Raw genomic sequence first — 24,883 nt, forward strand, 5'->3', positions numbered from 1 at the left:
TCGCGCCAGCCAAAAACCCCGAAAGTCAGATTTCCAGTCCGGTGCGTTAAACGGCATTCAACATGATGGCGCTGCCGGATTTAGGATGAGCCAAGCGCGATGATCGAGAGCGCAAGCGCCTGAGCTCGCGGGATCAGGGTATCCAGCTCCAGAAACTCGTCAGGGCTGTGGGGCTTACCGCCACAAGGGCCAGTGGCACAGAGGGTCGGCACACTCAGGGCCGCCGCGAAACCGGAATCAGCGCAGCCGCCGGTGAATTCCTCTCCAATGGTGAGGCCAACACGTTCCGCGCAGCCGGCATAAAGCTCGAACAGATGCCGCGAGGCATTGGTCGGGACGAGAGGCAGGAACTCGCCCAGAACTTTCAGGCTCGCGGTCGTGCCTTTCACAAAACTCGTGCTCACGACAGCCTTGATCTCCGCGACGACCCGGGCGCGGTCCTGCGGTTCGATGTAGCGCACGTCGATCTCGGCGCGGGCGTTCGGCGCAACCGTATTGACCGACTGCCCTCCGGAAACGAGCCCAACATTCACCGTGATGCCCTTTTTGAGGTCGGTCAGGGCATGGATCGCCGTAACCTTGCGGGACAGTTCCTCAATAGCGCTGACACCCTGTTCGAAATTGACTCCCGAATGGGCGGGAGCGCCCTGGATCTCCATCTGCATGAAGACGCCGCCCTTGCGGCCTGTCACAACGTTGCCGCTCGGACGCCCCGGCTCTGCGTTGAAGACAGCGCGGGCGCGTCGCGCCTCCTGCTCGATGAGCGTGCGTGACGAGGGGGAGGCGATTTCCTCGTCGCTGGTGTAGAGCCCAACGAGAGGGACGGGCGCGCCGAACCGGGCAAAGGCCGCAAGCACGAAGCTGTTCATCACCAAGCCGGCCTTCATGTCGGCGACGCCTGGGCCATAGGCGCGGCTGCCTTCAATCCTGAAGGGACGCCGCTGGGCCTCACCTTTCGGGAAGACAGTGTCACGGTGCCCCATAAGCAGGATCGGCCGGTTCTGCTCGTCAGGCGCGCCGAGGGTGGCACGGAGTCCGTCTCCATAATGTTCGCTGGGAAACGTTTCGCAAGAGAGGCCCGCTGTTTCCAGAAATGCACGGAGTTGCGCACCGACGCGGTCGACGCCTTCCTTGTCGTAGCTGCCGCTGTCGGCATCGACCAGCGTGCGAAGCTGATCGATCATGATCTGTCTTTGACCAGCGAGCCACTCAAGGACCTGCGCTTCCAGAGTCGTGCTCAACGATTGTCTCCTCATCGACGGGATTGTTTAACCTCACCCAGAGCGCAGTTTCACTCGCAACATAACAGTTAAGCCACAATCAATCTGCATGACTCTCGGCAAGGGCAGGGCGCACTGCCTCCGGCCTCTGCAGTTCAGCGGTCACGAAGGCGATGAAATCCTGGGCGCTCTGGGGCAGGGTGCGGCCGAGCATGGTCTGGATCTGCAGGTTGCGCTCGAGCGTCCATCCGCCCGAGCCTGACCAAGCCCCTGAAAATCAGCGCTCAGCCTCACTCTTGCTAAGCCGGATAAGAAGACCAGCCATCAGCTGGGTGCGCTCAAGAAGACTGTCGACAGTAATGTGCTCCTCCAGTGTGTGATAGCCGTCGCCACTGAGACCAAGGCCATCGAGGGTAGGGATCCCCAAGGCGCCCGTGAAATTGCCGTCAGATCCACCGCCGGCGCTCCCATGGGACAGTCTCATGCCCAAACTCGCCGCGGCTTTCTCAGCTTGGGCGAAAAGCGCCATCGTGCCCTCATCAGGCTCCCAAACCGGCCGCACCACGCCAAGTTCAACCTTGAAGCCGGTTCCGTCTTCGTGGATCGCGTTCCGGTCGAGCATTCGCATTATGCCACGATCCAGGTCAGCTTGGCGCTTTGCCATGCTGAGTGCCTCTGCTCTGCACTCTGTTGAGACGCAGTTTACCCACCGCCCGCCGTGGACGACACCTACGCTAAAGGTGCAATCCTCGTCTGTCATATCCTCGATAACGAGAATTTGCTGGGCCATCTCGCGGATTGCGGAGCGCCCCTTCTTGAGTGCTGCTCCTGCGTGGCTCGGCCGGCCTTGCGCAGTCAGATTGAACCGGGCAATGGCATAACGCCCTGATACAACACCATTGTTCTCTCTAGCAGGCTCCGGCACGAGGACATATTTGTGGCGCTTTGCCTCTGCTTCGATCAGCGGTCGCGTACCGGGGCTGCCAATTTCTTCATCAGAGGTCAGTAGTACATAGACCGGAAGAGGCGTTTCGATGGCAGCATCTGCCAGGGCGCGCACGGCCTGCAATGCAGCGAAGGTGCCGCCCTTCATGTCGAGAATGCCAGGACCGTAGCAGCGGCTGCCATCCCGGCGGAACGGTAGTTTCTCAAGCGTGCCAACCGGATGAACCGTATCAAGATGGGCCATGATAAGCACGCCGGGTTCGCCCTGTCGCGGATGTGGAAACGAAGCTCTTAAGCAGTCGCCGAGTCCGGTGGGGCCAGCAATCCGCTCTACACTGGCGCCCATTTCCGTGAGCTCACTGGCCGCCAGCGACATCATACGATTTACCGCCTCGACATTGAATGTCGGGCTTTCGCACTCAACCCATCGCCGGAGACCGTCGAGCATCTGGTCGAGATCAAGGTTGAGGTTCAGGGCAGGAGTTTTCGCGTCCATTGCTCTTCTTTCCGCTCTTCGGGCCAGTAATGGTTCATTATGCCTGCAGCCGCTTTTCCACGATGCGCGCCAGAAGGCTTGCACCAACCGGCAGGATACCGTCGTCCAAGACGAAGGCCGGGTTATGCAATGGTACGGTCCCTGCGTGGCCGACCCAGCAGTAGGATCCCGGCACCATGTGCAGCATGTCCGCGAAATCCTCGCTACCCATCACTGGGGCTGGTTCGGTCAGGACGTTTTCGGCACCGACGATTTCCCGAGCAGCCTCAGCGAAAGCAGCGGTCTCGGCCTCATGGTTCTCCAGAACCGAGAAGATGTCGCGTATGTCGACGTCGATCTGAACCTCAAAGGATTCCGCAATTCCGGCGGCAACCTTCTTTAGGCGAGTGCGCACCAACTCGCCGATCTCGTCATCGAAGAAGCGGATAGTTCCGGCCAAAGAAGCTTTCTCCGGAACCACGTTATAGGCAGATCCGGAATGAATCTGGGTAATGGACAGAACTGCGGATTGAAGTGGGTTCACGTTGCGGCTGACAATGCTCTGCAGAGCCTGCGACAGAGCAGTTGCAACAATAATTGGATCCCGGGACATGTGGGGCATCGCACCATGGCTGCCGCTGCCGGTGATTGCGATGTCGAAGAAGCTTGCACCGGCCATCGCTTTGCCAGGAAAGACGGCGACTTGGCCTGGTTCCAGGTCCGGCGTGTTGTGAAGCCCATAGATCTCGTCACAGGGGAACCGCTCGAACAGCTTATCAGCGAGCATGGCGCGGGCGCCGCCGAGCCCCTCCTCAGCCGGCTGGAAGATGAAAATCGCAGTGCCTGCAAAATCGCGCGTCTCGGCAAGATAGCGTGCCGCGCCCAGCAGCATGGTCGTGTGGCCGTCATGTCCACAGCCATGAAACCGACCCGGGATAGTCGAGCGATAGGGCAGATTAGTGAGTTCATCCATCGGCAGCGCGTCCATGTCAGCGCGAAGTCCGATCCGGCCCGTGCCTTGGCGGTTGCCTTTCAGAACCCCGACAACACCTGTGCCGCCGATCCCGCGATGGACCTCTATGCCCCACTCTTCTAGCTTTCCTGCCACGATTCCCGAGGTGCGCTTCTCCTCGAACCCGATCTCCGGATGGGCATGCAGGTCGTGCCTGATAGCCGTGAGGTCAGTCGTAAATTCTTCGATGCGGGGCAGTACTGACATGACTGAAGTCCTTGTGCATGGTCGAATGGAGCGAAAAGCGTTAGTTAAAGAATGGGCCGTTTGGAGAAAGCCGCATTCCTTTCCGTAGACGGGTGAAGGGCAGGGCGGCTGGATCTACCGGCATCGGGCCGGGCGCGGCACAGACGAGAACGGCCTCGGCAATTGGTTCGAAATCGGCGCGAAAATGGACCGAGCTCTTATTAACAAGGATCGCTTGCTTCGTCGGCTCGATGCCGACGAAGCGGTACATCTCCTGGTCCGCCATCTGCGCCTTGCGCGATGCGATAACAATCCGAACATCGCCGAGCCGGAGGCAGGCGGACGGTCCGAGCTGCATCCGAGCTCCGCCATAGAAGGGTCCAGAGGCCGTCAGGTGACCATCCGACAGGGACTCCACAACGTAGTCGGCTTCGAGCGGCGCATCGCCTTCAATACCGGACTTGCCGCCGAGAGATAGTCTGACACGCGCGCCAATCCCAGCCTCATGAGCTCTGATCGCGGCTAACGGATCGACGATCGCGCCGATTGCGGCGCGCTTGGCATCGGCTTCGACGAGTGCGCGCAGCATGCCGGTCGTATCGGAGTCCCCACCAGCGCCCGGATTGTCCTGGGTATCCGCAATGACGACCGGGCGGCTGGCGCTGTCGGCAAGCTTCATGGCATGGAGCACGCCCTCTCTCGGCGAGTACACGCGGCCTGAGAAGGCGCTTTCCTGCTCGGCCACTGCACGAAGCAAATCGTCAGCCGCTTTATCAGCAATCTCCTGACTGGGGGCGTAGACCACGATAGACGGGCCGCAATCGGCGAAATCGGCGGCCGGAAATCCCATCAGCAGGGAGGCCGACCCAATGCCGCGCTCCTCCAGTGCCGGAAGTCTAGCATAGAGGCTCCTTCCTGGCTCCACCGAGGTGCATTGCCATGCAATCGGAATCAGGAACGGAACTTGCCGGAAGGCCTTGGCGTCGCGCTCCCCACTCATTAGTCTCCTCAGGTAGAGCGCGGAACGTCGACCTGTCTCTGCCATGTCAACATGCGGATAGGTCCGGTAAGCGATCAACGCATCGGCCATGTCGAACATGCGCCGTGTCGCATTCGCGTGAAGATCCAGGCTCGCAACAAGGGGTACATCGGGGCCGATCACATCGCGGATGCGCGTCAGGATTTCCCCCTCCCCATCATCCACATGCTCGGCGACCATCGCGCCATGAAGATCGAGATAGACACCGTCGAGGCGCCCCACGCTCCGTATTCCGTCCACAATCTGGTTCGTGATCGTCTCAAATGCATTTTCGGTAACATGGGCCGAGGGACTCGCCGCGCACCAGAGTGTAGGTACAGTATCCCAGCCTTGGGCCTCAGCCGCCTCGACGAAGCCGCAGATGCCCATATTGACATTGCGGGTGGCATTGATCAGGGCAGGGCCCTCGCTCAGGCTGGGCCACCCGCCCCCTTCGACGAACGCTTCAAGTCCGGCCTTGCTGGGGCCGAATGTGTTAGTCTCGTGCATGAAGCCGCCAATAGCGACGCGTGGTCCGGTCATGGATCGTCTCACTGATTGAAGGATCCGGTAGGCGTATTCGCTGGGAGGGGGCGGAAATTGGGAAAATCCCAGCCTTTGCCGGGAGCCGCGTCCAACAGCTCGCGCGTGTATTCCTGCTGCGGATACTGCAGGACGCGTTCAGCGGGGCCATACTCGATGACTCGGCCATTCTGCATGACGGCGACATCGTCGCAGATCTGAGCCGCGACGCGCAGATCATGGGTGATGAAGAGAATTGCAACCTTGAAGCGTTCCTGGAGGTCGTCCAGGAGATCCAATACTTGTGCCTGTACGGAGACGTCGAGCGCCGATACCGCCTCGTCCGCCACAAGAACGTCGGGCTCCATGGCGAGTGCCCTCGCGATGGCGATGCGCTGACGCTGGCCGCCGGAGAACTGATGCGGATGACGATCGATCGCGTCGGCCGGAAGACCGACGAGCTCAAGAAGCTCCTTCGCCTTGGCAATGGCGTCTGATTTGGACAGGCCGTAATTCACCGGTCCTTCAGTGATACTCTCACCAACTGTCAGGCGCGGATTCAGCGACCTGTTTGGATCCTGGAAGATCATCTGAATCCGCTTGCGATAGGGATGAAGGGCGCTGCGGGAAAGATTGGAAATCTCCTGTCCGCCGACTCGGATGCTCCCTGATGTCGGCTCGATCAACCGCATGGCGCAGCGCGCCACAGTGGACTTGCCAGACCCGCTCTCGCCCACTATGCCCAGAGTCCGACCGCGCCTGAGCATAAGGTTGACCTTCTCGGCGGCAACCGTCTCCCGCCGGGGTTTGAAGAGGGACTTCGTGCTGTAGATCTTCACAAGATCCACAATCTCCAGGATCGCCTCGCGGCTGGTCTCATTGCGCGGCTCACGCGGCGTTAGCGCTGGGACGGCTGTCAGCAGGTCGCGCGTGTAGTCCTGCCTAGGAGTGCGCAGGATTGCGTTCGTCGATCCCTCCTCCACTATGCGACCATTGTGCATGACGCAGACCCGGTCGGCGATATCGGCGACAACGCCCATGTCGTGGGTGATGAAGAGAACGGAGGTGCCGAGCTCGCTCTGAAGCTCACGGATGAGTTTCAGAATCTGTCTCTGCGTCGTAACATCAAGTGCGGTCGTCGGTTCGTCTGCGATCAGAAGCTTCGGCCTGAGAATTAGAGCCATGGCGATCATAATGCGCTGGCGCTGACCACCCGACAGCTGATGGGGATAGGAGCCGTGGATTCTCTTCACATCGGGCAGGTGGACGTGCTCCATCATTTCCATCACGAGCTGGCGCTGTTCCAGCGAGCTGAGATTGGAATGTGCCTGCAGAACCTCTTCGATTTGGTAACCCACGGTCAGGACCGGGTTGAGCGCCGTCATCGGCTCCTGAAAGATCATTGACATGCGTGTTGCACGTAGCTCTTTCAACCGCGCAGCACTGGCCCTCAGAAGGTCTTCGCCTTCGAGAAGAACGTGCCCCTGGCAGACCGCGAGCGCAGATTTCGGGAGAAGCCCCATCGTCGCGAGGGACGTGACGGATTTGCCGGAGCCGCTTTCCCCGACAAGGCAAACCGTCTCGCCGCCTCCGATCTCAAGCGAGATCCCGTTTAGAATTGGTGCTGGGCGAGCCCCGCTGGTCTCGACTGTGAGATCCTCGATCCTCAGAACAGGGACAGATTGTTCCACGATGGGCTCGCTCATTTTTCGCCCCCACGCTGCTTGAGGCGTGGATCGAGCAGGTCGCGGGCTGTATCCCCGAGAAGATTGATCGAAAGAATGCAGATCGAGAGGACAAGACCAGGCCAGAAGATGAGTGACGGCTTCAGCTGAAAGTAGACGCGCCCTTCTGACATAATGTTACCCCATGACGGTGTCTCGGTTCCGACGCCGGCGCCAAGGAAGGACAGGATCGCCTCAATCAGAATGGCAGAGGCGCAGATGTATGTGCCCTGGACGATCAAAGGCGCGAGTGTATTTGGAACGAGGTGTCGCCACATAACCTTGGGCAGACTACTTCCGACAGCGATTGCGGCCTCCACATAAGGTTCTTCGCGTGCGCTCAGGACGACGGAGCGGACCAGCCTCACGACCCGCGGGATCTCGGGGATGGTGATCGCGACGAGCACCGTCCAAAGGCTGGCTCCGGCGAGCGAAACGACCGCGATTGCGAGCAGGATGCTCGGGATTGCCATCAAGCCGTCCATGATGCGCATCAGGATTGCATCGAGAATTCGGAAAAATCCTGCCAATAGTCCGAGCGGCAAGCCGATTGCGACACTGATGATGGCTGCGCCGACGCCAACGATCAGCGAGATACGCGCGCCGTAGACGATGCGCGAGAAGAGGTCACGACCATACGCATCTGTGCCCAGGAGAAAGGCGTTGCTCGCAGGCTTCAGACGCTGGGTTGGGTCCATCAGAATCGGGTCGTGAGTTGCGATAAGAGGCGCGAAAATTCCCATCAGAATGATGATGAGCAGGCAGATGCTGGCAAGGGTGGCAGCAAAGCCGATGCCTTGCACGTCGATCGTCGGGAGAAATCGCCGGCGTACCACCGGCTCTACGCGTCTCTCAACACTGGTCGCCATCAGTATCGGATCCTTGGGTCCAGGAATGCATAGGAAAGGTCGATCAGAAGGTTGATGAGCACGTAGATACCGCTGGTGAACAGGATCAGACCCTGAATGACCGGATAGTCGCGAGCAAGGATTGCGTCGACCGTCAGCCGACCTAGGCCCGGTATGTTGAAGACGCTTTCAGTGACAACGACACCTGATATCATCAGCGCGAACCCTGTGCCGATAACTGTGAGAATAGGCACAGCGGCGTTCCGGAGAGCGTGACGGAAGAGAACAATTTTCTCATCAAGGCCCTTTGCCCGAGCTGTGCGGACGTAATCTTCACCAAGCACGTCGAGCATAGCTGCCCGTGTCATTCGGGCGATGAGCGCGATGTAGATGGACGCGAGCGTCAGAGCTGGCAGAATAGCCCGCTCAAGAAAGGGAACGACCCCCTTCGAAATACTGGTGAAGCCCTGGACTGGAAGGAGACCGAGATTAAGCGCAAAGATCTGGATCAGGATGTATCCGATGACAAATACCGGGATTGAGAAGCCCAGCACTGAAGCGCTCATTACCATGTTATCGATCCAGCTTCCGTGCCGCCACGCGGCCAGGACCCCCATGGGGACCGAGATGATAATCGTAAGGAAAATGGTCAGAAGCGCTAGGCTGATCGTCGGCTCCAAACGCTGAGAGATCAGAGTGGTGACTGGTTTGTTCGACAGCAGCGATACTCCGAAGTCCCCGCTCAGGAGCCGCTGGACCCATGTGATGAATTGAACATGGATCGGTTGGTGCAAGCCAAGAGTGACGCGGATCCGCTCCAACTGCTCTGGTGTTGCCATGTCGCCGGCAATGATTGCTGCTGGGTCACCGGGGGTCAGCCGCAGAAGCAGGAAGACGAATAGAGCCACGACGGCCATAACTGGTATCGCTGCGAGTATGCGGCGAAGGAAGTAGCCGAACATTTTGGGTCCTTGCCCTCAGAGGGTCGAATCTTCCGGCGTTGACGGATGTCAGCGCCGGAAGTGTGGGGCATCAGTCAATCTGATCCTATTCCTTTTTAGTGATGTTCCAGAAAGTCGGGATCGGCGACTTCAGAACCCCGGAAAGCTTGTCGCTCCATGCCGATGGTGGAACATACTCGCCGAGCGGGATGTAGTTGACGGTTTCATAGGCGTGCTTCTGGATATCAGCGGCGATCTTCTTACGCTCCTCGTCAGTCTTCGCCTTGGCAAAGTTTATCCTCATCTCGTCGAGCTTCGGATCGTCCGGCCAGCCGAACCATGCTTGCTTCGGCCCCCCGCTGTTCAGCATAGGATTGACGATGGGATTCCAGACTTCGGGAATGACCCAGTTGGTGAAGAACATGTTCCAGCCGCCCTGCGATGGAGCGGACTGGCTTGCGCGGCGCGTCACCAGAGTCTGCCAGTCCATCGGTTGGAGGTCGACTTTGAAGCCGGCATCGCGAAGCAGTTGCGCCCCAATGACAGGCTGCGGGCTGACCGATGTGACGTCCGTCGGCTGCATGATGACGATAGGGGTGCCATCATAGCCGGCCTCCTTAAGAAGTTTCTTCGCCTCGTCCGTGTTATTCTCAGTCAGGATAGGCTCTGCGCCAGCGTCCGTCGCAAGCGGAGTGCCGCAGCCGTACATCGAGCCGCAAACCGAATAGTACTCCGGATTGCCGATCAGAGCCCCCAATACAGGCTTTTGCTCCAGCGCGTAGAGAGCCGCACGGCGAATTTTCGGGTTGTTAAACGGAGGGTGGAGGAAGTTTAGCCGGGCCATCGTCTGATATCCGAGCGGATTCAGGGCGTCGACAGTCACGTCATCGCTTGCCGTTAGGAGTGGAAGAAGGTCTATCTGCGGCTGCTCTATATAGTCGATCTCACCGGAATTCAGCGCGTTGATGGCTGTCTGCGCGTCAGGCGTATTCACCCAAACAACCCGGTCCACCTTCACAACCTTGCCGCCTGCCGTCCAGCTTGCCGGCTCCTTGCGCGGCACGTAGTCCTCGAACTTCTCGTAAACGACCTGCACGCCCGGCTGATATTCACTCTCTACAAAGCGGAAGGGGCCGGAGCCGATATGCTCCTTGATCGCTTCCGTACCTGGCGTCTGAGCAACGCGCGCTGGCATGATAAAGGCCGGTACGGCAGAGGGTTTGGCGATCAGTTCGATTACATAGGCGAACGGCTCCTTGAGCTTCAGGACAACCGTCTTGTCATCCTTTGCCTCGAGGCTCTCCGTGTAGTTCATCAGCATCTGGCCGGCAGTGTCGCGCTTCCCCCAGCGGTTTAAAGATGCCACTACGTCGGCCGCGATGACCGGCTTTCCATCGTGGAACTTCAAGCCGTCGCGAAGCGTGAAAGTGTAGGTCAGTTGATCATCGGAAACCTTCCAGTCCGCCATCTGTGGCTGCGGTTTCATGTTCTCGTCGACGCTAAGTAGGGTGTCGTAGATCATGTAGCCATGGTTGCGGGTGATATGCGCGGTCGTGATGATCGGATCGAGCACCCGCAGGCCGGAATGCATAACCGCGCGGATTTCCTGAGCAGCCACAGGGGCCGCCGTTAGCGCTGCCAGCGCGACCGTTGATGCCAGCAGATACTTCCGGAAGCCTTCAGTCAGCACTGAACTGCCGATGGATTGAAGATGCCTCATTCGCGTTGCTCCTTTTCACTTGGGGTGTAGCCCCTGCTTGACGAAGAGATCCGGGCGCGGACGCCGGCCCGAAGATCTGCCGGGGCACGACCCGTCATGCCGCACCTCCCGCATGTTTCTCTGCCACCGCATCGGCCCAGGGTGACATGATTTCGCTTGCGCCGTAATTAATTTCCCCTTTGCGCATCACGCCAGTCGGACAGGCGAATGCGTTCGGATAAACCGTCTGCTTTGTCGTCAGAACCTGTCGCCGGGCCGACAGCGCCTCAATTGTTTCGCGAGGCAACCTCTCGTCAGCGACGAGTGCCGGGCCGCCACTGAGGTCAACCCGCGGCTGGTGGAAGGCTTCCTCAAGGCTCATCCGGTAATCCACGAGAAAAGAGGAAAGCTGCACGACAGCAGACAGAATCTTGCGTCCACCGGAGGCCCCGATCGCGAAGCGGGCTTCGCCTGTCTCCCCGATAACCGGGCACACATTCATAAGGCAGCGCTTTGCCGGCGCGAGTGAGTTCGGGTGCCCAGGCTCGGGATCAAACCACATGATGCCGTTGTTAAGGAGAAGGCCTGTCGAGGGGGAGACAACTCTTGAACCGAAGACAGAGAGAAGTGTCTGCGTCATAGCAACCATGTTGCCGTGTCGGTCCACTACAGAGAAGTGTGTCGTACAGGCGGGGCTATGCGGTGCTTCGTTATCGCCCGCTTCCGCTAGGCGGGTCCGGTATGCCGCGTCGACAGCATCCGCATAGACGCAGTAGGTCTGACTGCCGGGCTCAACACACGGCGATGCTAGACCCTCAGTAAGATGATGAAGTACGGCGGCAAAGGTCGGGCCCGCCGTTAGCTCCGGTGCGAGATAGAAGCCGCCATTGCGATAAGGGACGAGGGTGGCTGGCCGGATCTCTGCATGGTAGGCGCGGAGATCGTCTAAAGACAGCGAGCCTCCCTTGGCTTGTACATCCGATGAAAGCTGCTTCGCAACGTCGCCCTCATAGAATTCCCGAAAGCCTTCCACGGCCAAGTGGTCGATTGTATCGGCCATCGCGGCGTTTTTGATCCGGCGATCATCGGATGCCGTCCAGGGAGGAATAGGCGGCCATTGCCCATCTTCAAGGAAAAGCGCAGCGGCGTCAGAGTCCTTAGCGAGGGAGCGCGTTGCTGATGCAATTATCAGCGAGGCGTACCAGTCAAGATGAAAGCCGCGACGGGCCGAGATGGCGGCCGGTCCCAGAAGGTCCCGCCAAGGCACTCGGCCGAAACGTTCATGAGCTAGTCCTATGCCATCGACGGTGCCGGGAACGGCAATTGCTGTTGCCCCTTCTACATTGCGATCGCCAATAACAGATCTCCAGGGGAATAGATCGGAGGCAGTTCCGGACGCGGATAGTGGGTAGTCAGCAGGATCCAAGCCGGCCGGAGAGCGCATGCCGTAATAGACAGAATAGGCCTTTGCTTCCTCTGCCCTCCAGATCACCATCGCCCCGCCACCTGCGGGGCCGCTCATCCATGGTTCAAGAACTCCGAGTGCAAACGATGTGGCTACCGCCGCATCTACAGCATCACCGCCACCCTCCAGAACCGCGCTCCCGATTTCGGCTGCCTCTCTGTTCTGTGCCGCGACGATTCCGCCCTTTGACGCGACAGCCGGCTTGAGGACCACCTGGTTCCGGGAGAGCGCATTCATGCCTTGCGCGCCTCAGTGAGGGTACCGCTCAAGACTTTACCTGACGCGCTTGATAACCTGTGCGCGCCGAATGGAGTAATCGGCAACTTAAGGCTCATGAAGCAATGTTAAGCCTGCGTTAAGAAAACCGTCAACTGCTTTATTCAGCAGTGTCTTGTGCGGTGCAGCAAGTAGAAAGATAGGAACAGAGTTTCAAACACTATAAGCTGAATGGAATCAAGTTACGCAATGCGCAGAATCGAACCTGATCATTGGATTTTCAGATCATGCGTGCTCTAGCCCTGTGGGGCTGAATCTAGGTTTCCGAGCCAGCCGGTTACAATGCCGATGTCATCGGCGGGAACACTTCGTGACAAGGCAGCAAACATCCGTCGCGAATAGAAATATATCCCCCCGAGAACTTAATGCTCCCATTTGATGTGTCCGCTGAAAGTTGATTGATCGCTTATCAGCGTCGACGTCTCAATACGCTTATTCAAACGATCTCGGATCGCTCTGGTCCGGCCTTCAGGTGCGGACTAGGGATCGCTTGGCAGATGCCGATTGCATGACATAATGCCATTCCGCCAATCACTCCCTGCCTGCTCTTGCCGATGTGGACCTGTCTTGACCGAACCTTGTGATCTCTCCGCCTGCGATGCGCGGCGCCTCATCGGCCGCAGATCTCTCTCGCCCGTCGAGTTGCTTGAGAGCTGTCTTATGCGCATCGGGCAGGTGAACCCCGCCGTCAATGCCTTCGTCGCCATGGATGAACCAGGGGTCCGAGCCGCCGCCAGACAGGCTGAAGATGCCGTCATGCGCGGAGACGATCTCCCGCTGCTGCATGGCCTGCCAATCGGCATCAAAGACCTCGATGAGACGGCAGGGCTTCGAACCACTTGGGGAAGTACCACCTACCGGGATCATGTCCCGACCCATGACGCCGGGATGGTTGCCCGCATTCGAGCTGCGGGCGGACTGGTACTCGGTAAGACCAATACACCTGAATGGGGCCTTGGAGCGAACACTCGGAACGCAGTCTACGGCGCAACCGGCAATCCGTTTGATCCGGCAAAGTCGTGCGCAGGTTCGTCTGGTGGCTCTGCGGTCGCGCTGGCGACTAACATGGTCCCGCTTTGTACCGGATCGGACATGGGCGGGTCTTTGCGCAATCCGGCGGCATTTTGCGGCATTGTGGGGTTTCGCCCGAGTCCAGGCCTTGTGCCATCCGAGAAATGTACTCTCGGATGGTCGCCGCTTTCCGTGCTCGGGCCGATGGCGCGAAACGTGGAAGATCTCTGCCTTCTTCTGGCAGCGATGGCATCGGACGATTCGGGCGATCCTCTTGCCTATACAATGCACGGAGAAAACATACGGGGCGCGCCCGGCCTATTCTCTCCGCCACCGCGGGTCGATCTCGCAAAGCTACGCGTTGCCGTCAGCGAGGACTTCGGCCATGCACCCGTCGAGCGGATTGTCCGCGAGGCTTTTCAGGTTCGAGTTGAAGCCTGTCGGCCGATGGTCCACGAGGTGGCCGCCGCTCACCCGGACTGCAGTGGAGCCGATGAAAGCTTTGCTGTCTTGCGGGCAACCAGCGTCCTTTCCGCTCACCTCGAGCGGTACAGGGTCCGTCCAGAGGAGTGTGGCCCAAACCTCCGAACCAATGTCGAGGAAGGACTTCGATATAGCCTTGAGGACTACGCCCGCGCACACGCGGCCCAGACGCGGATCTACCACTCGTTCGTGAGCCTATTTCAGACTCATGACGTTCTGATTACTCCTGCCATCACGATCAGCCCTCGGCCATGGCGGGAACTCTACCCAACCGAAATCGACGGGCAGCCGACGAGCAACTACTTCCACTGGCTGGCGCTGGCCTACTACGTGACCCTGTCCGCCCACCCCGCTGTCTGTCTGCCGGTCGGGCTCGATGCGACGGGAATGCCCTTCGGCCTGCAAATTGTAGGTCCTAGAGGAGGGGACGCATTTGTTCTGGGTGTAGCGGCTGCGCTTGAGGAAGCTTTCAGCAGTTCCCCCCTACTTCAACGACCAGTCCCAAGTCTCGACCAGCTCCATGCTGCTCCTCCTATTAGCAGCATGGACGGATTTCTCGGCTGGGGGTGAGCTTGCCGTCATCTCCCAAACCGAAGACACCTCTGGATCGCGGTGAATTGCCCAAGCTGAAGCGGCGAGACTACAAAGATGTTGAGACTTGTGAATTGGATTTCAACCGCCTGCCCCTGGACCAACCGCGCGCAACCACTTTGCAGCAGATTGCGACCTGCAGCATGGATCATACCTTTTTGGTCGCCGATGCGCTCACTGGTTTCCGCTAATCCCGAAGGACCATATCGTGGTCACGATTGACGATATCCTGTCAGCACAGGAGCGCATCGCCCCCTTCATCCGACACACTCCGGTTATGCCGGCCACGCAGATGCGTGACGCGGTCGGACTTGAGGGGCGGGTCACACTGAAACTCGAGCTTGTGCAGGTAGCCGGCTCGTTCAAGGCGCGGGGCGCGATGAATCGACTTCAGACCCTGCCACCGGAGAAGTTGAGGCATGGACTGGTGACAGCCTCCGGGGGCAATCACGGATTGGCCATTGCACGCACGGCCCATGTGGCCGGCGTCCAGGCAAAGATTTTCCTGCCTTCGAACGTCGCTCCCGATAAGGTCGCGAAGCTGAAGGTATGGAACGCATCAGTCGAAATCGTCGGCTCTGTCTGGGACGAGGCTAACGAGGCTGCCCTGGCTTTTGCGGATGGGAGCGGCGCTACCTATGTCCATCCCTTCAGCGATCCTGTTGTCGTTGCAGGTCAGGGTACATTGGGGCTCGAGATACTCGACGATATGCCGGACGTAGATACCCTCCTGGTTGCAATCGGGGGAGGGGGACTTATTGCCGGCCTTTCGACTGCTGTGAAGGCTCGACGCCCTCAGGCAAAGGTGATCGGAATCGAGCCGGTCGGCTCTCCCACGTTGCGGGCTTGTCTTGATGCCCAACGTCTCGTCACGCTCAACAACGTCAGCACGCAGGTTCCGACCATGGCCTGCAGGCGAACGGACGAGGCGATTTTCCAGACAGTGAGCCGCCACGTGGACGACATTGTTCTCGTCACCGACGATGAGATGCAGGCTGCGGCCCGCTGGCTCTGGTTTGAGTTCGGTATTGCGGCCGATCTATCGGGAGCGGCATCGGTTGCTGCCTTGAGGACTGGGAGGATTTCACGTTCCGCAGACGATCACGTCTGTGCTTTGATCTGCGGTGCTGGAACTGATGGAATGGCGTAGCTGAATTGCCTGTGTGACTATCATGCGATTTCTCGCCCCTGCCGCTATTGCTCAGAGAAGCCTTCGGCACCTGCAGCAGGCTCAGGCTTGCCGAGAGGCGAGAGACAGCACCAGAAGCCCATAAAGTAGGGGAATATCGATGACGCAAGTACTGTGGCAGAACCTGACGGCGGCTGAGTTACGCGATCAAGCGAAACTGGGGGCTATCGTACTCCTGCCTGTCGCATCCACAGAGCAACACGGGCCGCATCTTACCACCGGCGTTGACGATGTACTCTGCTCTGAGGTTTGTCACCGCACTGCACTGAAGCTGGCGGACCGTGGCGTGCCAGTGATCGTTGCACCCACGATCGCGATCGGACTTGCCGAGCATCACATGGCATTTGGCGGCAGCCTCACGTTGACCCTGCCAACCTACCATGCGCTCCTGCGCGATCTATGCGGCTCCATTCTGCGGGCCGGTTTCAGCAAGATACTGATTGTCAACGGGCATGGCGGCAACATGAGCGCGCTGAATGCTCTCACGGTCGAGCTCACCCGGGAGCTGCGAGCGCCAATCGCCACGACAACGTACTGGCTTCTTGCCGATGAGGCCTTTGCCGAGATCCTGGAGGATCAGCAATCCGTCCTGCATGCCTGTGAGGCCGAGACCTCCATGATGATGGCGGCCCAGCCCGATCTGGTTGACCTGTCCCGCCTTCCCGATGCCTTGGGACCGCATGCAAGCGGAGCGGGATCCGTGCTGAACCGATCCCTGCAGCGCTGGCGGTCATTTCAGGAGTTGACCCCAACGGGCGTCATTGGTGATGCACGTCGATCTTCGGCCGAGAAGGGGCAGCGCCTCCTGGAAGCTGCCTCAAGCGCTCTTGCGGACCAGCTCGCCCTCGGAAGGCCATGGAACGGATAACCTCTGACCGCTGCCGGACAGCCCTCCTGGAGCAATCTGAATGATCAAGGTCAATCCCGCTCGTCTGCTCGAGGATCTGGCAGCGCTACGACAGATCGGCGGCCAAGGCACGGGGGTGGTGCGGGAAGCGTTTACTGCCACTGATCTGGAGGGGCGGCGCTGGCTTGCACGGCGTTTCACAGACGCAGGTCTGCGCCCTGTGTGGGATCCTGTCGGCAACCTGTTCGGCTTACCTGAAACGGAAAAACCTGCGGTCCTCATCGGCTCACATTCCGACTCACAGCCTGAGGGCGGATGGCTCGACGGCAGCTACGGTGTGGTGTGCGGGTTGGAGATTGCGCGCGCAGCACAGGAAGCTGGCTTACAAGGTATTGCTGTAGTTTCGTTCGCGGATGAGGAAGGAACTTTCGAGCCGCTCCTGGGAAGCCGGGTGTGGAGTGGCGAGTTGGCCCTCTCGACACTCCAGGACCGGACTGACCGGATGGGACGCAAGCTGGCCGATACTCTTGCCAGCGTGCCTGAGCTCAGGGCCGCGAAGCAGGTCCCGCATCAGCTCTTCAAAGCCTATATTGAGGCCCACATCGAGCAGGGACCTGTTCTGGACGATGCCGGAGAAGCCATTGGTGTCGTCGAGACAATTGTCGGGATGCAGCACGTCGAAGTGGTGGTTGTTGGAGATCAGAACCATGCTGGAACCACCCCAATGGATCGTCGGCATGACGCTGTGATGAGCTTTGTAGCTTTTGCCCATGCAGTGGACGAAGCATTCTGTTCCGAGGCCGGCCCAGCCACTGTGTGGACTTTCGGGCGTGTGAATGTTACCCCCAACGCCACTTCCATCATCCCCGGGCGTGTTGATGCTATGCTGCAGATCCGCGATCCCGATCAAGCACGCCTCAACCACTTGGCCGCGCGTGCCCAGATGATTGCAAAAGGCATTAGCGCAAAAAGATCCGTTGAGATCAGGACGCAAGTAGTCGCTGAACTCCCGCCAGCCCCGTTAGATGCTGCGTTGGCCGGCACCCTCATCGCTGCTGCCGGGCGTTTGGCTCCAGGACGGTGGCGGCGGATGGTATCCGGTGCCCTGCACGATGCGGTCCCCGTGAGTCGCATCATGCCAAGCGCTATGCTGTTTGTGCCGTCGATTGCAGGCAAGAGCCATTGCTTTGAGGAAGACACCCGATCTGAAGATCTTGTCCAAGGTTGCGCTGTCCTCAGTGCGGCAATCGAGACACTTCTGCTGCCTGGCCCCTGAACTGTCAATTCTGGCTGGCTGCCCTCACCGGGGATTCGTCACACTGGATAGCCCGTGCCCCTCGTTGAGCAGATATGGGTCCCAGACCATAGCGTAGAGGCGGCAAGTATCGAGATGCGTGTAGATTTGGGATGTTTCAGTGCCTGCATGACCCAGAGGCCCCTGCAGAATCCGCTGATCGCTGCACCTGCATGTATGTGAGTGAAATCTCTGAGGGAAAAACATGCCGCGGATCCTACTCCATTCGATGCGCATCATTCAGATTATCCCCTCTGGCTGCCGGCGGGTCGCTTGAACCCGGCAGGACGGTGCACACTCTTCGGCCTCTCGCGCAGTGCCTCGGCTGCATGCAGCGTATGAGTCCGTGCCGTTAAATAGTCGAGCGCCTGACTGGTCGAGTCGACCTGATCATCATGCCGTCCGTTCGGAAATGCGAGCAGCTCCTCCAGCCAGCTGGCCAGCCAGGGTGCATCCTGCGGTACATGCACCTGGCCTGACTCAAACCGGGCCGACTGGGCGAGGAAGCGCGCTTCCTTGTCAAAGCGGGGTTTGCGCAGAATGGCCTTCCATTCGCCCGACCGGCGCAGATCCTGCGTGATCGCTCGGCCGATATCGGTGTCCTCAATGATTGTCTAATCGGCCTTCCAGGTCTGCGACAGGCGCAGCACCTCGCGCCGGAGCTCCGGGACCTCAAATCGCCCCCGCACCAGATCGAGCAGATAGAAGTTGAGCCCCCTAGCGCCCCAAACTGTCCCGACCGAGTAATCGGAGGTCTCCGACAGGGTGGAAGCGGTGTCCCAGCTCGCGATCACCATGTCAAACTTGGAGGGCCGCTCAGCGTAGGTGCGCAGCCAGTCGCGTCTGATGATATTGCCCTCCGGTGGCACCGGTGCCTGCTGATACTGGGCCGAGAAGGTCAGTGATCCCTGTGACCGGCGCATCTGCTCCAGGATCTCCCGCGACTCCCGGGCCGCATGCAGCACCTCGCCGGGGTGCCTGATGTAGACATCCTCCGGATCACAACTGAGTTGATAGGCCCGCTCCTCCGTTTCGATCGCCGGAATCGAGATCACCTCCCAATCTCCTTTGGCCAGCACATGGCCGACCAGATCATCCTGGTGCAGCCGCTGCATGATGATCACGATCGCTCCGGTGCGTTTGTCGTTCAGACGCGTGTAGAGGGTGTTGTCGAACGCCTCATTCACCCGCCGGCGCTCCTTCTCGGAGAGAGCATCAGTCGCCTTGATCGGATCATCGATGACGATGAGATCCGCGCCGCGGCCCAGGATCGAGCCGCTCATGCCGGCCGCATACCTGTAGCCCTGCTGAGTGGTGACCAGCTCCGTGTTGCGTGGGCGCCTGGAGGCGAGCTGCATCTGCGGAAAGAGCTCCCGGTACCACGGACTGTCGATGACGGTCCGGGTGTCGACCGATAGCTTGCGGGCGAGATCATCAGCATAGGAGGCGCAGATAATGCGCCGGGTCGGATCCTGGCCCATTACCCAGGCGGTGAAGCCGACCGAAACGGTGATCGACTTCATCGAGCGGGGCGGCACGTTGATGATCAGCCGGCGCAGCTCGCCCCGGGCAACCCGAGTCAGCTGCCAGCACAAATGATCGATGTGCCAGTTGTGCTGATAGGCGGTGCCGGGCTCAAGGGTGGCAAAGACCTTCTGGCTGAATACTGAAAGGTCCTGTCGCAGGAAGGCGCGCAGAAGACGGGCATGCTCATTCATGGACCACATCCTCCTCGTCTGCAGCAAACAGGCTGTCAGGAGCAGGCTTTGACCTGCACCGTTGGCGTCTCTGGGAGGAGCCAAGCGCCTGCTTCAGGAGAGCCAGATCATCCTCAGGCAGCTCGTCAGCTTGCTCGACTTCCTGGCCGGCATGGCGCTCGTAGCGGTCGAGCAAACTGTCGATCGCCCGAAGATGCCCGCGGAGACCCTCCTGAACCTGGCGCAGCATCAGAGCCTCGATCATAGGGACCCTGCGCGTGCGACCACCTTCAGTGAGCTCAATCTCGCTGTCCAAGACATCCAGCACGTTGGTCTTGAAGTTACGACTGCCCTTCCTGCGCCCGCCGGGATTGCCGGATTGTCCCGGCTTGAACTGCGACGAACGCGGGGGCTTACCCCGGCCGACCTCGTAATCGGCCGAGGCATGGGTGGTTTTCATCTTGGCCATGACACGTCACCTCACGCAGCACGGGGTGGGCGCTGACGAGCGCGGGGAGCCGGGACAACCTCTTGGGCTGCGACTGACTCAGGGCCAACCTGAAGATCGGGTGCTTGCTTGCGCTGCTCGGCCATCTCGGCGAAGGTGAGACCCGTCTCGGCATCCCGGGCGACTTTGCCGGACCACTGTTCCCAGCGGCGCACGCCGACATCAACATAGTGCGGGTCCAGTTCCATCGCATAGCCACGCCGCCCGACCTTCGCGCAGGCGATGATGGTTGTCCCGGAACCAGAGAAGGAATCGAGCACGATGTCGTTACGGCTTGTGACATCCCGAATCGCATCGGCAATCATCCGGACGTTCTTCGGCGTGGGGTGCAGTTCGAGTTCTTTGCGGAGGCTTGCGGCTCCCGGGTAGTCCCACACGTTGGTCCGGTTGCGCCCGAACCGGCCCAATTGGACATGGTTGGCTCCGGGAGCCTTCGGATCCCAGAAGACGAAGACTAACTCATGTTGCGAACGGTAGAGCGAGCCCATGGCGCCGGAACCCTTGTTCCAGACGCACAGGTTCTTCAGCTCCAGGCCGGCAGCCTGTCCGGCAGCCAGCATCTCACCCATGTGGCGCCAGTCCATGAAGCAGAACTGGTACCCGCCTGGAGTGAGGAAGGCGGAGCTTGCCTGTAGGAAGGCGCTCAGGAAAGGTGTGAAGGCCGTGCCGAGCTCGCCGGCCCCCATGACGAACTCCCGGTGCCGGCCCGGCTTGGCCACATGGCCGGAGATCGGAACATCGTAGGGGGCGTCATGGATGCCCATTGCAGCCCGCTCGCCTCCCAGGAGAGTGGCATAGGTGTTCTCATCCCGGGCATCGCCGCAGATCAGGCGATGCTCGCCGAGGAGCCAGAGATCGCCTGGCTGGGAGACAGGAGTTCCAGCGCTATCGTCGGGAAGAAGGATATCCGGATCTTCATCTGAGGCCTGCTCCTGGCGCTCGATGAGCTGATCGATCTCGGGCGAGGCGAAGCCGGTAATGGTGAGATCGAAGTCCAGATCAAGCGTGAGATCGAGCTCCAGCAACTCCTTGAACTCAAGTGCCAGAAGCTCCTGGTTCCAGCCGGACTTTTCCGCCAGACGGTTCAGCGCGATGCGCAGGGTGCGCTTCTGGGCTTCATCAAGATGGGTAAGGCGCACGACCGGGACCGAGCGGTAGTCCGCCTTGCGGGCGGCCTCGAAGATCCCGTGCCCGCCGACGATCTCGCCATCAGTATCGACCAGGATTGGCTGTACGAAGCCGAAGGCCTGGATGGAGGCTTCGAGTTGCTCGATGTGAGCGGCAGAATGGGTGCGGAGGGCACGCTTGTAAGCCTTGAGGCTTTTGATCGGCACGTACTCGACCGCGAGCTTCAGGTCGCGGTAGAGCGCCTTCACCTTGCGGCTTGAAGGAGGGGCCGCGGCCTCTGTGTTCGGGGCTGAGGCAGAAATAGCGGTTAGTTCGCTCATGGCGATGGTCCTTTGAGACAATAGGGGGCAACCCCGCTGCCGAGACGTGTCGGCAACGATCACCGTGAGATCAGACGATCTCGGGAAGTGGTTCGGCCCAACATGAGCCGAGGGCTGTCCGCGAATTGCTCCCAAAGGAATAGGAGACTGCCGCCAGACGAATCAGAACTAGCACAGCAGTCGGGCTATGTGCAAGTGATTGATTTTGCTGACAAAGAGAGTGTCCGACGCTAGCGGCGAACAGATATGGAGGGGGCAAAGGCTCCAGGAGGAAACAGGATTTTCCCTGCAGATTTCCCTCAGAGCAGTGAAAGGGCAGGGGAGACCGGTTCGTACCCGACTGCCTGCACCACCACTTGCCGCCGCCTCCGATTGCATTTCGTTCTCAGCAGCCGCAAGACATAGGAACTCTTGGGTCCAGTATGGGCTTGACTACTTGTCGAATGGCAAAAGCACGGCATTAATTTCTTAAGTTGCCTCGTTTCACTCGCGATTTGCCCTATCACCGAGCCGTAATGACATCTCGGCATAACCCTGGTCGCAGGGCATGACGGCTATCTGGGCATCTCTTCCCCTGGCGCTCGTGCTTGCGCTGATGATCGGGCGGCGCTGGCCTGCGGCCCATGCCGGTCTCGCCGGGCTGGGGCTGGCGATCGCCCTGGCCTTCACCGTTTTTGGAGGCGCGCGGGTCGATTCCGGCGCGGCCGATATTCTCGCAGGGTCGGCCCTGGAGGCGCTTTTCACGACCGCCACCATTCTCTGGATCATCTTTCCCGCCCTCGCGATCTATGAACTCCAGCTGCGGTCCGGCGCCTTCGACGTGATCCGGAAAGGGCTGGCCGGGCTCTCCGACGACCGGCGCATCCAGACCATTCTCGTCGCCTGGTTCTTCGGCCTGTTCATGGAGGGCGCGGCGGGCTTCGGCACGCCGGTGGCCCTGGCCGCTCCGCTGCTGGTCAGCCTCGGCTTCCCGCCCACCAAGGCGGTGGCGCTCGCCCTCATCGGTCATGCGGTCGGCGTATCGTTCGGAGCCGTCGGAACGCCGGTTCTCGCCCAGGCGGCGCTGACCGATCTGAGCGTGGCCGAGATCGCCGCGACGACAGGCCTCCTCCACGGCCTTCTCGGCGTCATCCTGGTGCTCTTTCTCGTGCGGCTTGCGGGCGATGAGCCTCCCTCGATCCGGCAATGGGGATGGGCTCTTCTTGCAGCCGCGTGTTTCCTCGTGCCCTTTGCCGGGTTTGCATGGATAACCGGGCCGGAGCTTCCGACCCTGGGAGGGGCGTTGCTGGGAGGGGCCTGCTTCATCGCCGTCCTCCGCTGGCGTTCCCGATCAGGCGGCGGCGCCGGATGGGGGCTGGCGAGGGCAGGGCTGCCCTACGGCATCATCCTCGCGCTCATTCTGGCGACACGGCTCCTGCCGGCGCTGAAGGAGCAGCTGCGTACGGTGGAGATCGCCTGGACCTTCCGGGAGGCGTTCACCGGCGCCATGCAGCCTCTCTACCATCCCGGCACCATGCTGATGCTGGGCTTCCTGATCGGAGGGCTCGCGCAGGAGCGCAGCCCGGGGGATTTGTTTCAAGCGGCTCGCGCCGCCCTGCGGCGGATCGCGCCGGTCGTGCTGGCCCTCATCGCGATGCTCGCCTTGTCCCGCGTCATGCTGCACGTGGGAATGATCCATGAGATGGCGCAGGCTGCTGCCGGAGCCGCCGGATTCTGGCCGCTCGTGGCCCCGGCCGTCGGCGTGCTCGGCACCTTCGTCACCGGCTCGGCGACGGCCTCCAACATTCTCTTCACCGAATTCCAGGCGGCAACCGCCTCAGCTCTCGGGCTGCCTCTGGCGACCATGATCGCCGCACAGGGATTCGGCGCAGCCGTCGGCAACATCATCTGTCCGCACAACATCATCGCCGGGGCTGCGACCGTGGGCCTGAGCGGGCGGGAAGGCGAGATCCTGACCCGCACGGCTCTCGCCTGTCTCGTCTACGCCGGCGCCGGTGGCTTCCTCGTGTTGCTTCTGAGCCGCTGAGCGGTACGATCTCCGGCGGACGAGGAATTCATCTGACCGGAACGCAGGCATTGACTGGCCCCTACACACTCATCGGAGCGGACGGAGAGGCTTATCGCAGCGACAAGCCCGGACTCCTCGGAGGTCATCGACGGAGCAGAATATACGGACGTCTGGACTGCCCCGCCGCTCTCCGCGCCCTCGCGCGGGGCGGCTATGTCAGACACCGCGTTTACTTCGCGGATGAGGCGAGCGCCGTATCGGCAGGCTATCGTCCATGTGCCGCCTGCCTGCCGGAGAAGTTCAAAGCCTGGAAGCGCCGCAAGCTGCGCACTCCGTCATGTTGATGGCAACAGCGGGTCGCTGCTGAGGTGTGGTGCAAGCGACAGCCTGCGGAACTCTTCTGCAACGGGGTTCGTTGCGCCCATTGAGCCGCCCGATTGATGCCTGAGGTTTTCCCATGAGCCGACACGTGAAGTTGCCGACCGGCGAGACCGTTCCTGCGCTCGGGCAGGGCACGTGGCAGATGGCCGAGAATGCCAACAGGCGGAGGCAGGAGATCGAGTCGCTGCGTCTCGGCGTCGAACTCGGAATGAGCCTCGTCGACACTGCGGAGATGTATGGCGAGGGAGCGGCCGAAGAACTCGTCGCCGAGGCGATCGAAGGGCAGAGGGACCAGGTGTTTCTCGTCAGCAAGGCCTACCCTCACAATGCCGGGCGCCAGGCTCTTGCGCAGGCCTGCGAGCGCAGTCTCAGGCGGCTGAACACGGATCGTCTCGACCTGTATCTCCTGCACTGGCGCGCCAGCGTGCCTCTCGAGGAGACGGTCGCCGGTTTCGAGGACCTGCGCCGCGCCGGCAAGATCCGCCACTGGGGCGTCAGCAATTTCGACACGAGCGACATGCAGGATCTGTTCGCGGTGCCGGGCGGGGAGGGCTGCGTCACCAACCAGGTGCTCTACAACGCGACGCGGGGCGGGCCGGAATTCGACCTGATCCCGTGGATGGCGGAGCGCCATATGCCGCTGATGGCCTACAGTCCGATCGAACAGGGGCGCCTGCCCCGCTTAGGCCCTCTGCAGGAGATCGGGCGCAAATATGATGCGAGCGCATTCCAGGTGGCGTTGGCGTGGCTGCTCCGGCAGCCCGGCATGATCGCCATCCCGAACGCCGCCAGCCCCGATCACGTGCGGGACAATCACCGGGCGCTCGAGATCCAGCTCTCCCCGGAGGACCTGCAGGCCATCGACGCCGCGTTTCCGCCGCCTCGCCGCAAGCATCCTCTCGAGATGATCTGACTTCCGGAGACGTCCGGCGGCTGCGCCGGGCGTCCTGTGAACATCGCTTGGGTCCGGCCCAAAAAGATCCCTGCCGCAAGGGCAGGGCCAGTCAAGGTCTCGAATGTCTCTGGAGGTCAATCCAAAGACATCGCAAATAAAACTACATCGAAGACAATTAGTAAACCCGAATAGATATTCCC

At 60.5% G+C, this 24,883-nt stretch carries 21 protein-coding genes; 8 read left to right on the forward strand and 13 right to left on the reverse strand.

All coding sequences use genetic code 11. The features are described from left to right. Nucleotides 1-80 precede the first annotated feature (80 nt). The 9 genes from LG661_RS18445 to LG661_RS18485 form a co-directional block, all read right to left on the reverse strand. The gene (locus LG661_RS18445) at nucleotides 81-1,256 is read right to left on the reverse strand and encodes a M20 family metallopeptidase (RefSeq protein WP_407666744.1); all 1,176 of its coding nucleotides are present in this window, start codon (nucleotides 1,254-1,256) and stop codon (nucleotides 81-83) included. A 241-nt stretch (nucleotides 1,257-1,497) separates the two neighbouring features. Beyond that, entirely contained in the window at nucleotides 1,498-2,661 is a 1,164-nt protein-coding gene (locus LG661_RS18450) for a M20/M25/M40 family metallo-hydrolase (protein ID WP_230533350.1), read from the reverse strand. Nucleotides 2,662-2,698: 37 nt separating this feature from the next. Continuing rightward, a complete protein-coding gene (locus LG661_RS18455; RefSeq protein ID WP_230533351.1) occupies nucleotides 2,699-3,859 on the reverse strand; it encodes a M20 aminoacylase family protein in 1,161 nt (386 codons plus the stop codon). Nucleotides 3,860-3,899: 40 nt separating this feature from the next. Further along, nucleotides 3,900-5,399 carry a M81 family metallopeptidase gene (locus LG661_RS18460; RefSeq protein ID WP_230533352.1) on the reverse strand — a complete coding sequence of 500 codons (1,500 nt, stop codon included), beginning with the start codon at nucleotides 5,397-5,399 and terminating at the stop codon, nucleotides 3,900-3,902. A gap of 8 nt (nucleotides 5,400-5,407) precedes the next feature. After that, nucleotides 5,408-7,084 (reverse strand): ABC transporter ATP-binding protein, encoded by a 1,677-nt coding sequence (locus LG661_RS18465; RefSeq protein ID WP_230533353.1) that lies wholly within the window; start codon nucleotides 7,082-7,084, stop codon nucleotides 5,408-5,410. Then, the gene (locus tag LG661_RS18470) at nucleotides 7,081-7,971 is read right to left on the reverse strand and encodes an ABC transporter permease (RefSeq protein WP_407666745.1); all 891 of its coding nucleotides are present in this window, start codon (nucleotides 7,969-7,971) and stop codon (nucleotides 7,081-7,083) included. Before LG661_RS18470 ends, LG661_RS18465 begins: the two co-directional genes overlap by 4 nt. After that, the gene (locus tag LG661_RS18475; protein WP_230533355.1) at nucleotides 7,971-8,912 is read right to left on the reverse strand and encodes an ABC transporter permease; all 942 of its coding nucleotides are present in this window, start codon (nucleotides 8,910-8,912) and stop codon (nucleotides 7,971-7,973) included. The genes LG661_RS18470 and LG661_RS18475 overlap by 1 nt, the downstream gene beginning before the upstream one ends. An 85-nt stretch (nucleotides 8,913-8,997) precedes the next feature. Next, nucleotides 8,998-10,611, reverse strand: coding sequence for an ABC transporter substrate-binding protein (locus tag LG661_RS18480; RefSeq protein ID WP_230533356.1), 1,614 nt, complete (start codon nucleotides 10,609-10,611; stop codon nucleotides 8,998-9,000). 94 nt (nucleotides 10,612-10,705) lie between these two features. Then, nucleotides 10,706-12,292 carry a gamma-glutamyltransferase gene (locus tag LG661_RS18485; protein WP_230533357.1) on the reverse strand — a complete coding sequence of 529 codons (1,587 nt, stop codon included), beginning with the start codon at nucleotides 12,290-12,292 and terminating at the stop codon, nucleotides 10,706-10,708. A gap of 606 nt (nucleotides 12,293-12,898) precedes the next feature. On the opposite strand from LG661_RS18485, the gene LG661_RS18490 reads away from it, so the two are divergent. From LG661_RS18490 to LG661_RS18510, 5 genes are all read left to right on the forward strand, one after another. Beyond that, complete coding sequence (locus tag LG661_RS18490; RefSeq protein ID WP_230533358.1) at nucleotides 12,899-14,395, forward strand: amidase; 1,497 nt, start codon at nucleotides 12,899-12,901, stop codon at nucleotides 14,393-14,395. A gap of 47 nt (nucleotides 14,396-14,442) precedes the next feature. Continuing rightward, nucleotides 14,443-14,607: a hypothetical protein gene (locus LG661_RS18495; protein ID WP_230533359.1), complete on the forward strand. Its 165-nt coding sequence runs from the start codon at nucleotides 14,443-14,445 to the stop codon at nucleotides 14,605-14,607. A 17-nt stretch (nucleotides 14,608-14,624) separates the two neighbouring features. Then, a complete protein-coding gene (locus LG661_RS18500) occupies nucleotides 14,625-15,566 on the forward strand; it encodes a threonine ammonia-lyase (protein WP_230533360.1) in 942 nt (313 codons plus the stop codon). 139 nt (nucleotides 15,567-15,705) lie between these two features. Then, a complete protein-coding gene (locus LG661_RS18505) occupies nucleotides 15,706-16,473 on the forward strand; it encodes a creatininase family protein (RefSeq protein ID WP_230533361.1) in 768 nt (255 codons plus the stop codon). A gap of 40 nt (nucleotides 16,474-16,513) precedes the next feature. Beyond that, nucleotides 16,514-17,728 carry a hydantoinase/carbamoylase family amidase gene (locus LG661_RS18510; protein ID WP_230533362.1) on the forward strand — a complete coding sequence of 405 codons (1,215 nt, stop codon included), beginning with the start codon at nucleotides 16,514-16,516 and terminating at the stop codon, nucleotides 17,726-17,728. A gap of 263 nt (nucleotides 17,729-17,991) precedes the next feature. On the opposite strand, the gene terL is transcribed toward LG661_RS18510, so the two are convergent. The 4 genes from terL to LG661_RS18525 are packed head-to-tail and all read right to left on the reverse strand — an operon-like array spanning nucleotide 17,992 to nucleotide 21,399. After that, nucleotides 17,992-18,357, reverse strand: a complete 366-nt coding sequence (terL, locus tag LG661_RS25470) for a phage terminase large subunit (RefSeq protein ID WP_407666747.1) — start codon at nucleotides 18,355-18,357, stop codon at nucleotides 17,992-17,994. A 3-nt stretch (nucleotides 18,358-18,360) separates the two neighbouring features. Next, nucleotides 18,361-19,464 carry a terminase gene (locus LG661_RS18515; protein ID WP_230533363.1) on the reverse strand — a complete coding sequence of 368 codons (1,104 nt, stop codon included), beginning with the start codon at nucleotides 19,462-19,464 and terminating at the stop codon, nucleotides 18,361-18,363. Beyond that, nucleotides 19,457-19,912 carry a DUF5681 domain-containing protein gene (locus LG661_RS18520; RefSeq protein WP_230533364.1) on the reverse strand — a complete coding sequence of 152 codons (456 nt, stop codon included), beginning with the start codon at nucleotides 19,910-19,912 and terminating at the stop codon, nucleotides 19,457-19,459. Before LG661_RS18520 ends, LG661_RS18515 begins: the two co-directional genes overlap by 8 nt. A gap of 11 nt (nucleotides 19,913-19,923) precedes the next feature. Further along, nucleotides 19,924-21,399: a site-specific DNA-methyltransferase gene (locus LG661_RS18525; protein WP_230533366.1), complete on the reverse strand. Its 1,476-nt coding sequence runs from the start codon at nucleotides 21,397-21,399 to the stop codon at nucleotides 19,924-19,926. A gap of 547 nt (nucleotides 21,400-21,946) precedes the next feature. Here LG661_RS18525 and LG661_RS18530 point away from each other — a divergent pair. From LG661_RS18530 to LG661_RS18540, 3 genes are all read left to right on the forward strand, one after another. Then, nucleotides 21,947-23,425, forward strand: coding sequence for an L-lactate permease (locus LG661_RS18530; protein ID WP_230533367.1), 1,479 nt, complete (start codon nucleotides 21,947-21,949; stop codon nucleotides 23,423-23,425). Between the two features lie 50 nt (nucleotides 23,426-23,475). Further along, the gene (locus LG661_RS18535) at nucleotides 23,476-23,751 is read left to right on the forward strand and encodes an Ada metal-binding domain-containing protein (protein ID WP_230533368.1); all 276 of its coding nucleotides are present in this window, start codon (nucleotides 23,476-23,478) and stop codon (nucleotides 23,749-23,751) included. 113 nt (nucleotides 23,752-23,864) lie between these two features. After that, nucleotides 23,865-24,701 (forward strand): aldo/keto reductase, encoded by an 837-nt coding sequence (locus tag LG661_RS18540; RefSeq protein ID WP_230533369.1) that lies wholly within the window; start codon nucleotides 23,865-23,867, stop codon nucleotides 24,699-24,701. The last annotated feature ends 182 nt before the right edge of the window (nucleotides 24,702-24,883 follow it).

The organism is Microvirga roseola (genome assembly GCF_020866965.1).
Lineage (GTDB): Bacteria > Pseudomonadota > Alphaproteobacteria > Rhizobiales > Beijerinckiaceae > Microvirga > Microvirga roseola.

Excerpts from the sequence above, each read along its gene's own strand:
- LG661_RS18445 (WP_407666744.1), bottom strand. The coding sequence starts at position 1,256 with ATGAGGAGACAATCGTTGAGCACGACTCTGGAAGCGCAGGTCCTTGAG.
- LG661_RS18450 (WP_230533350.1), bottom strand. The coding sequence starts at position 2,661 with ATGGACGCGAAAACTCCTGCCCTGAACCTCAACCTTGATCTCGACCAG.
- LG661_RS18455 (WP_230533351.1), bottom strand. The coding sequence starts at position 3,859 with ATGTCAGTACTGCCCCGCATCGAAGAATTTACGACTGACCTCACGGCT.
- LG661_RS18460 (WP_230533352.1), bottom strand. The coding sequence starts at position 5,399 with ATGACCGGACCACGCGTCGCTATTGGCGGCTTCATGCACGAGACTAAC.
- LG661_RS18465 (WP_230533353.1), bottom strand. The coding sequence starts at position 7,084 with ATGAGCGAGCCCATCGTGGAACAATCTGTCCCTGTTCTGAGGATCGAG.
- LG661_RS18470 (WP_407666745.1), bottom strand. The coding sequence starts at position 7,971 with ATGGCGACCAGTGTTGAGAGACGCGTAGAGCCGGTGGTACGCCGGCGA.
- LG661_RS18475 (WP_230533355.1), bottom strand. The coding sequence starts at position 8,912 with ATGTTCGGCTACTTCCTTCGCCGCATACTCGCAGCGATACCAGTTATG.
- LG661_RS18480 (WP_230533356.1), bottom strand. The coding sequence starts at position 10,611 with ATGAGGCATCTTCAATCCATCGGCAGTTCAGTGCTGACTGAAGGCTTC.
- LG661_RS18485 (WP_230533357.1), bottom strand. The coding sequence starts at position 12,292 with ATGAATGCGCTCTCCCGGAACCAGGTGGTCCTCAAGCCGGCTGTCGCG.
- LG661_RS18505 (WP_230533361.1), top strand. The coding sequence starts at position 15,706 with ATGACGCAAGTACTGTGGCAGAACCTGACGGCGGCTGAGTTACGCGAT.
- LG661_RS18510 (WP_230533362.1), top strand. The coding sequence starts at position 16,514 with ATGATCAAGGTCAATCCCGCTCGTCTGCTCGAGGATCTGGCAGCGCTA.
- LG661_RS18515 (WP_230533363.1), bottom strand. The coding sequence starts at position 19,464 with ATGAATGAGCATGCCCGTCTTCTGCGCGCCTTCCTGCGACAGGACCTT.
- LG661_RS18520 (WP_230533364.1), bottom strand. The coding sequence starts at position 19,912 with ATGGCCAAGATGAAAACCACCCATGCCTCGGCCGATTACGAGGTCGGC.
- LG661_RS18525 (WP_230533366.1), bottom strand. The coding sequence starts at position 21,399 with ATGAGCGAACTAACCGCTATTTCTGCCTCAGCCCCGAACACAGAGGCC.
- LG661_RS18530 (WP_230533367.1), top strand. The coding sequence starts at position 21,947 with ATGACGGCTATCTGGGCATCTCTTCCCCTGGCGCTCGTGCTTGCGCTG.
- LG661_RS18540 (WP_230533369.1), top strand. The coding sequence starts at position 23,865 with ATGAGCCGACACGTGAAGTTGCCGACCGGCGAGACCGTTCCTGCGCTC.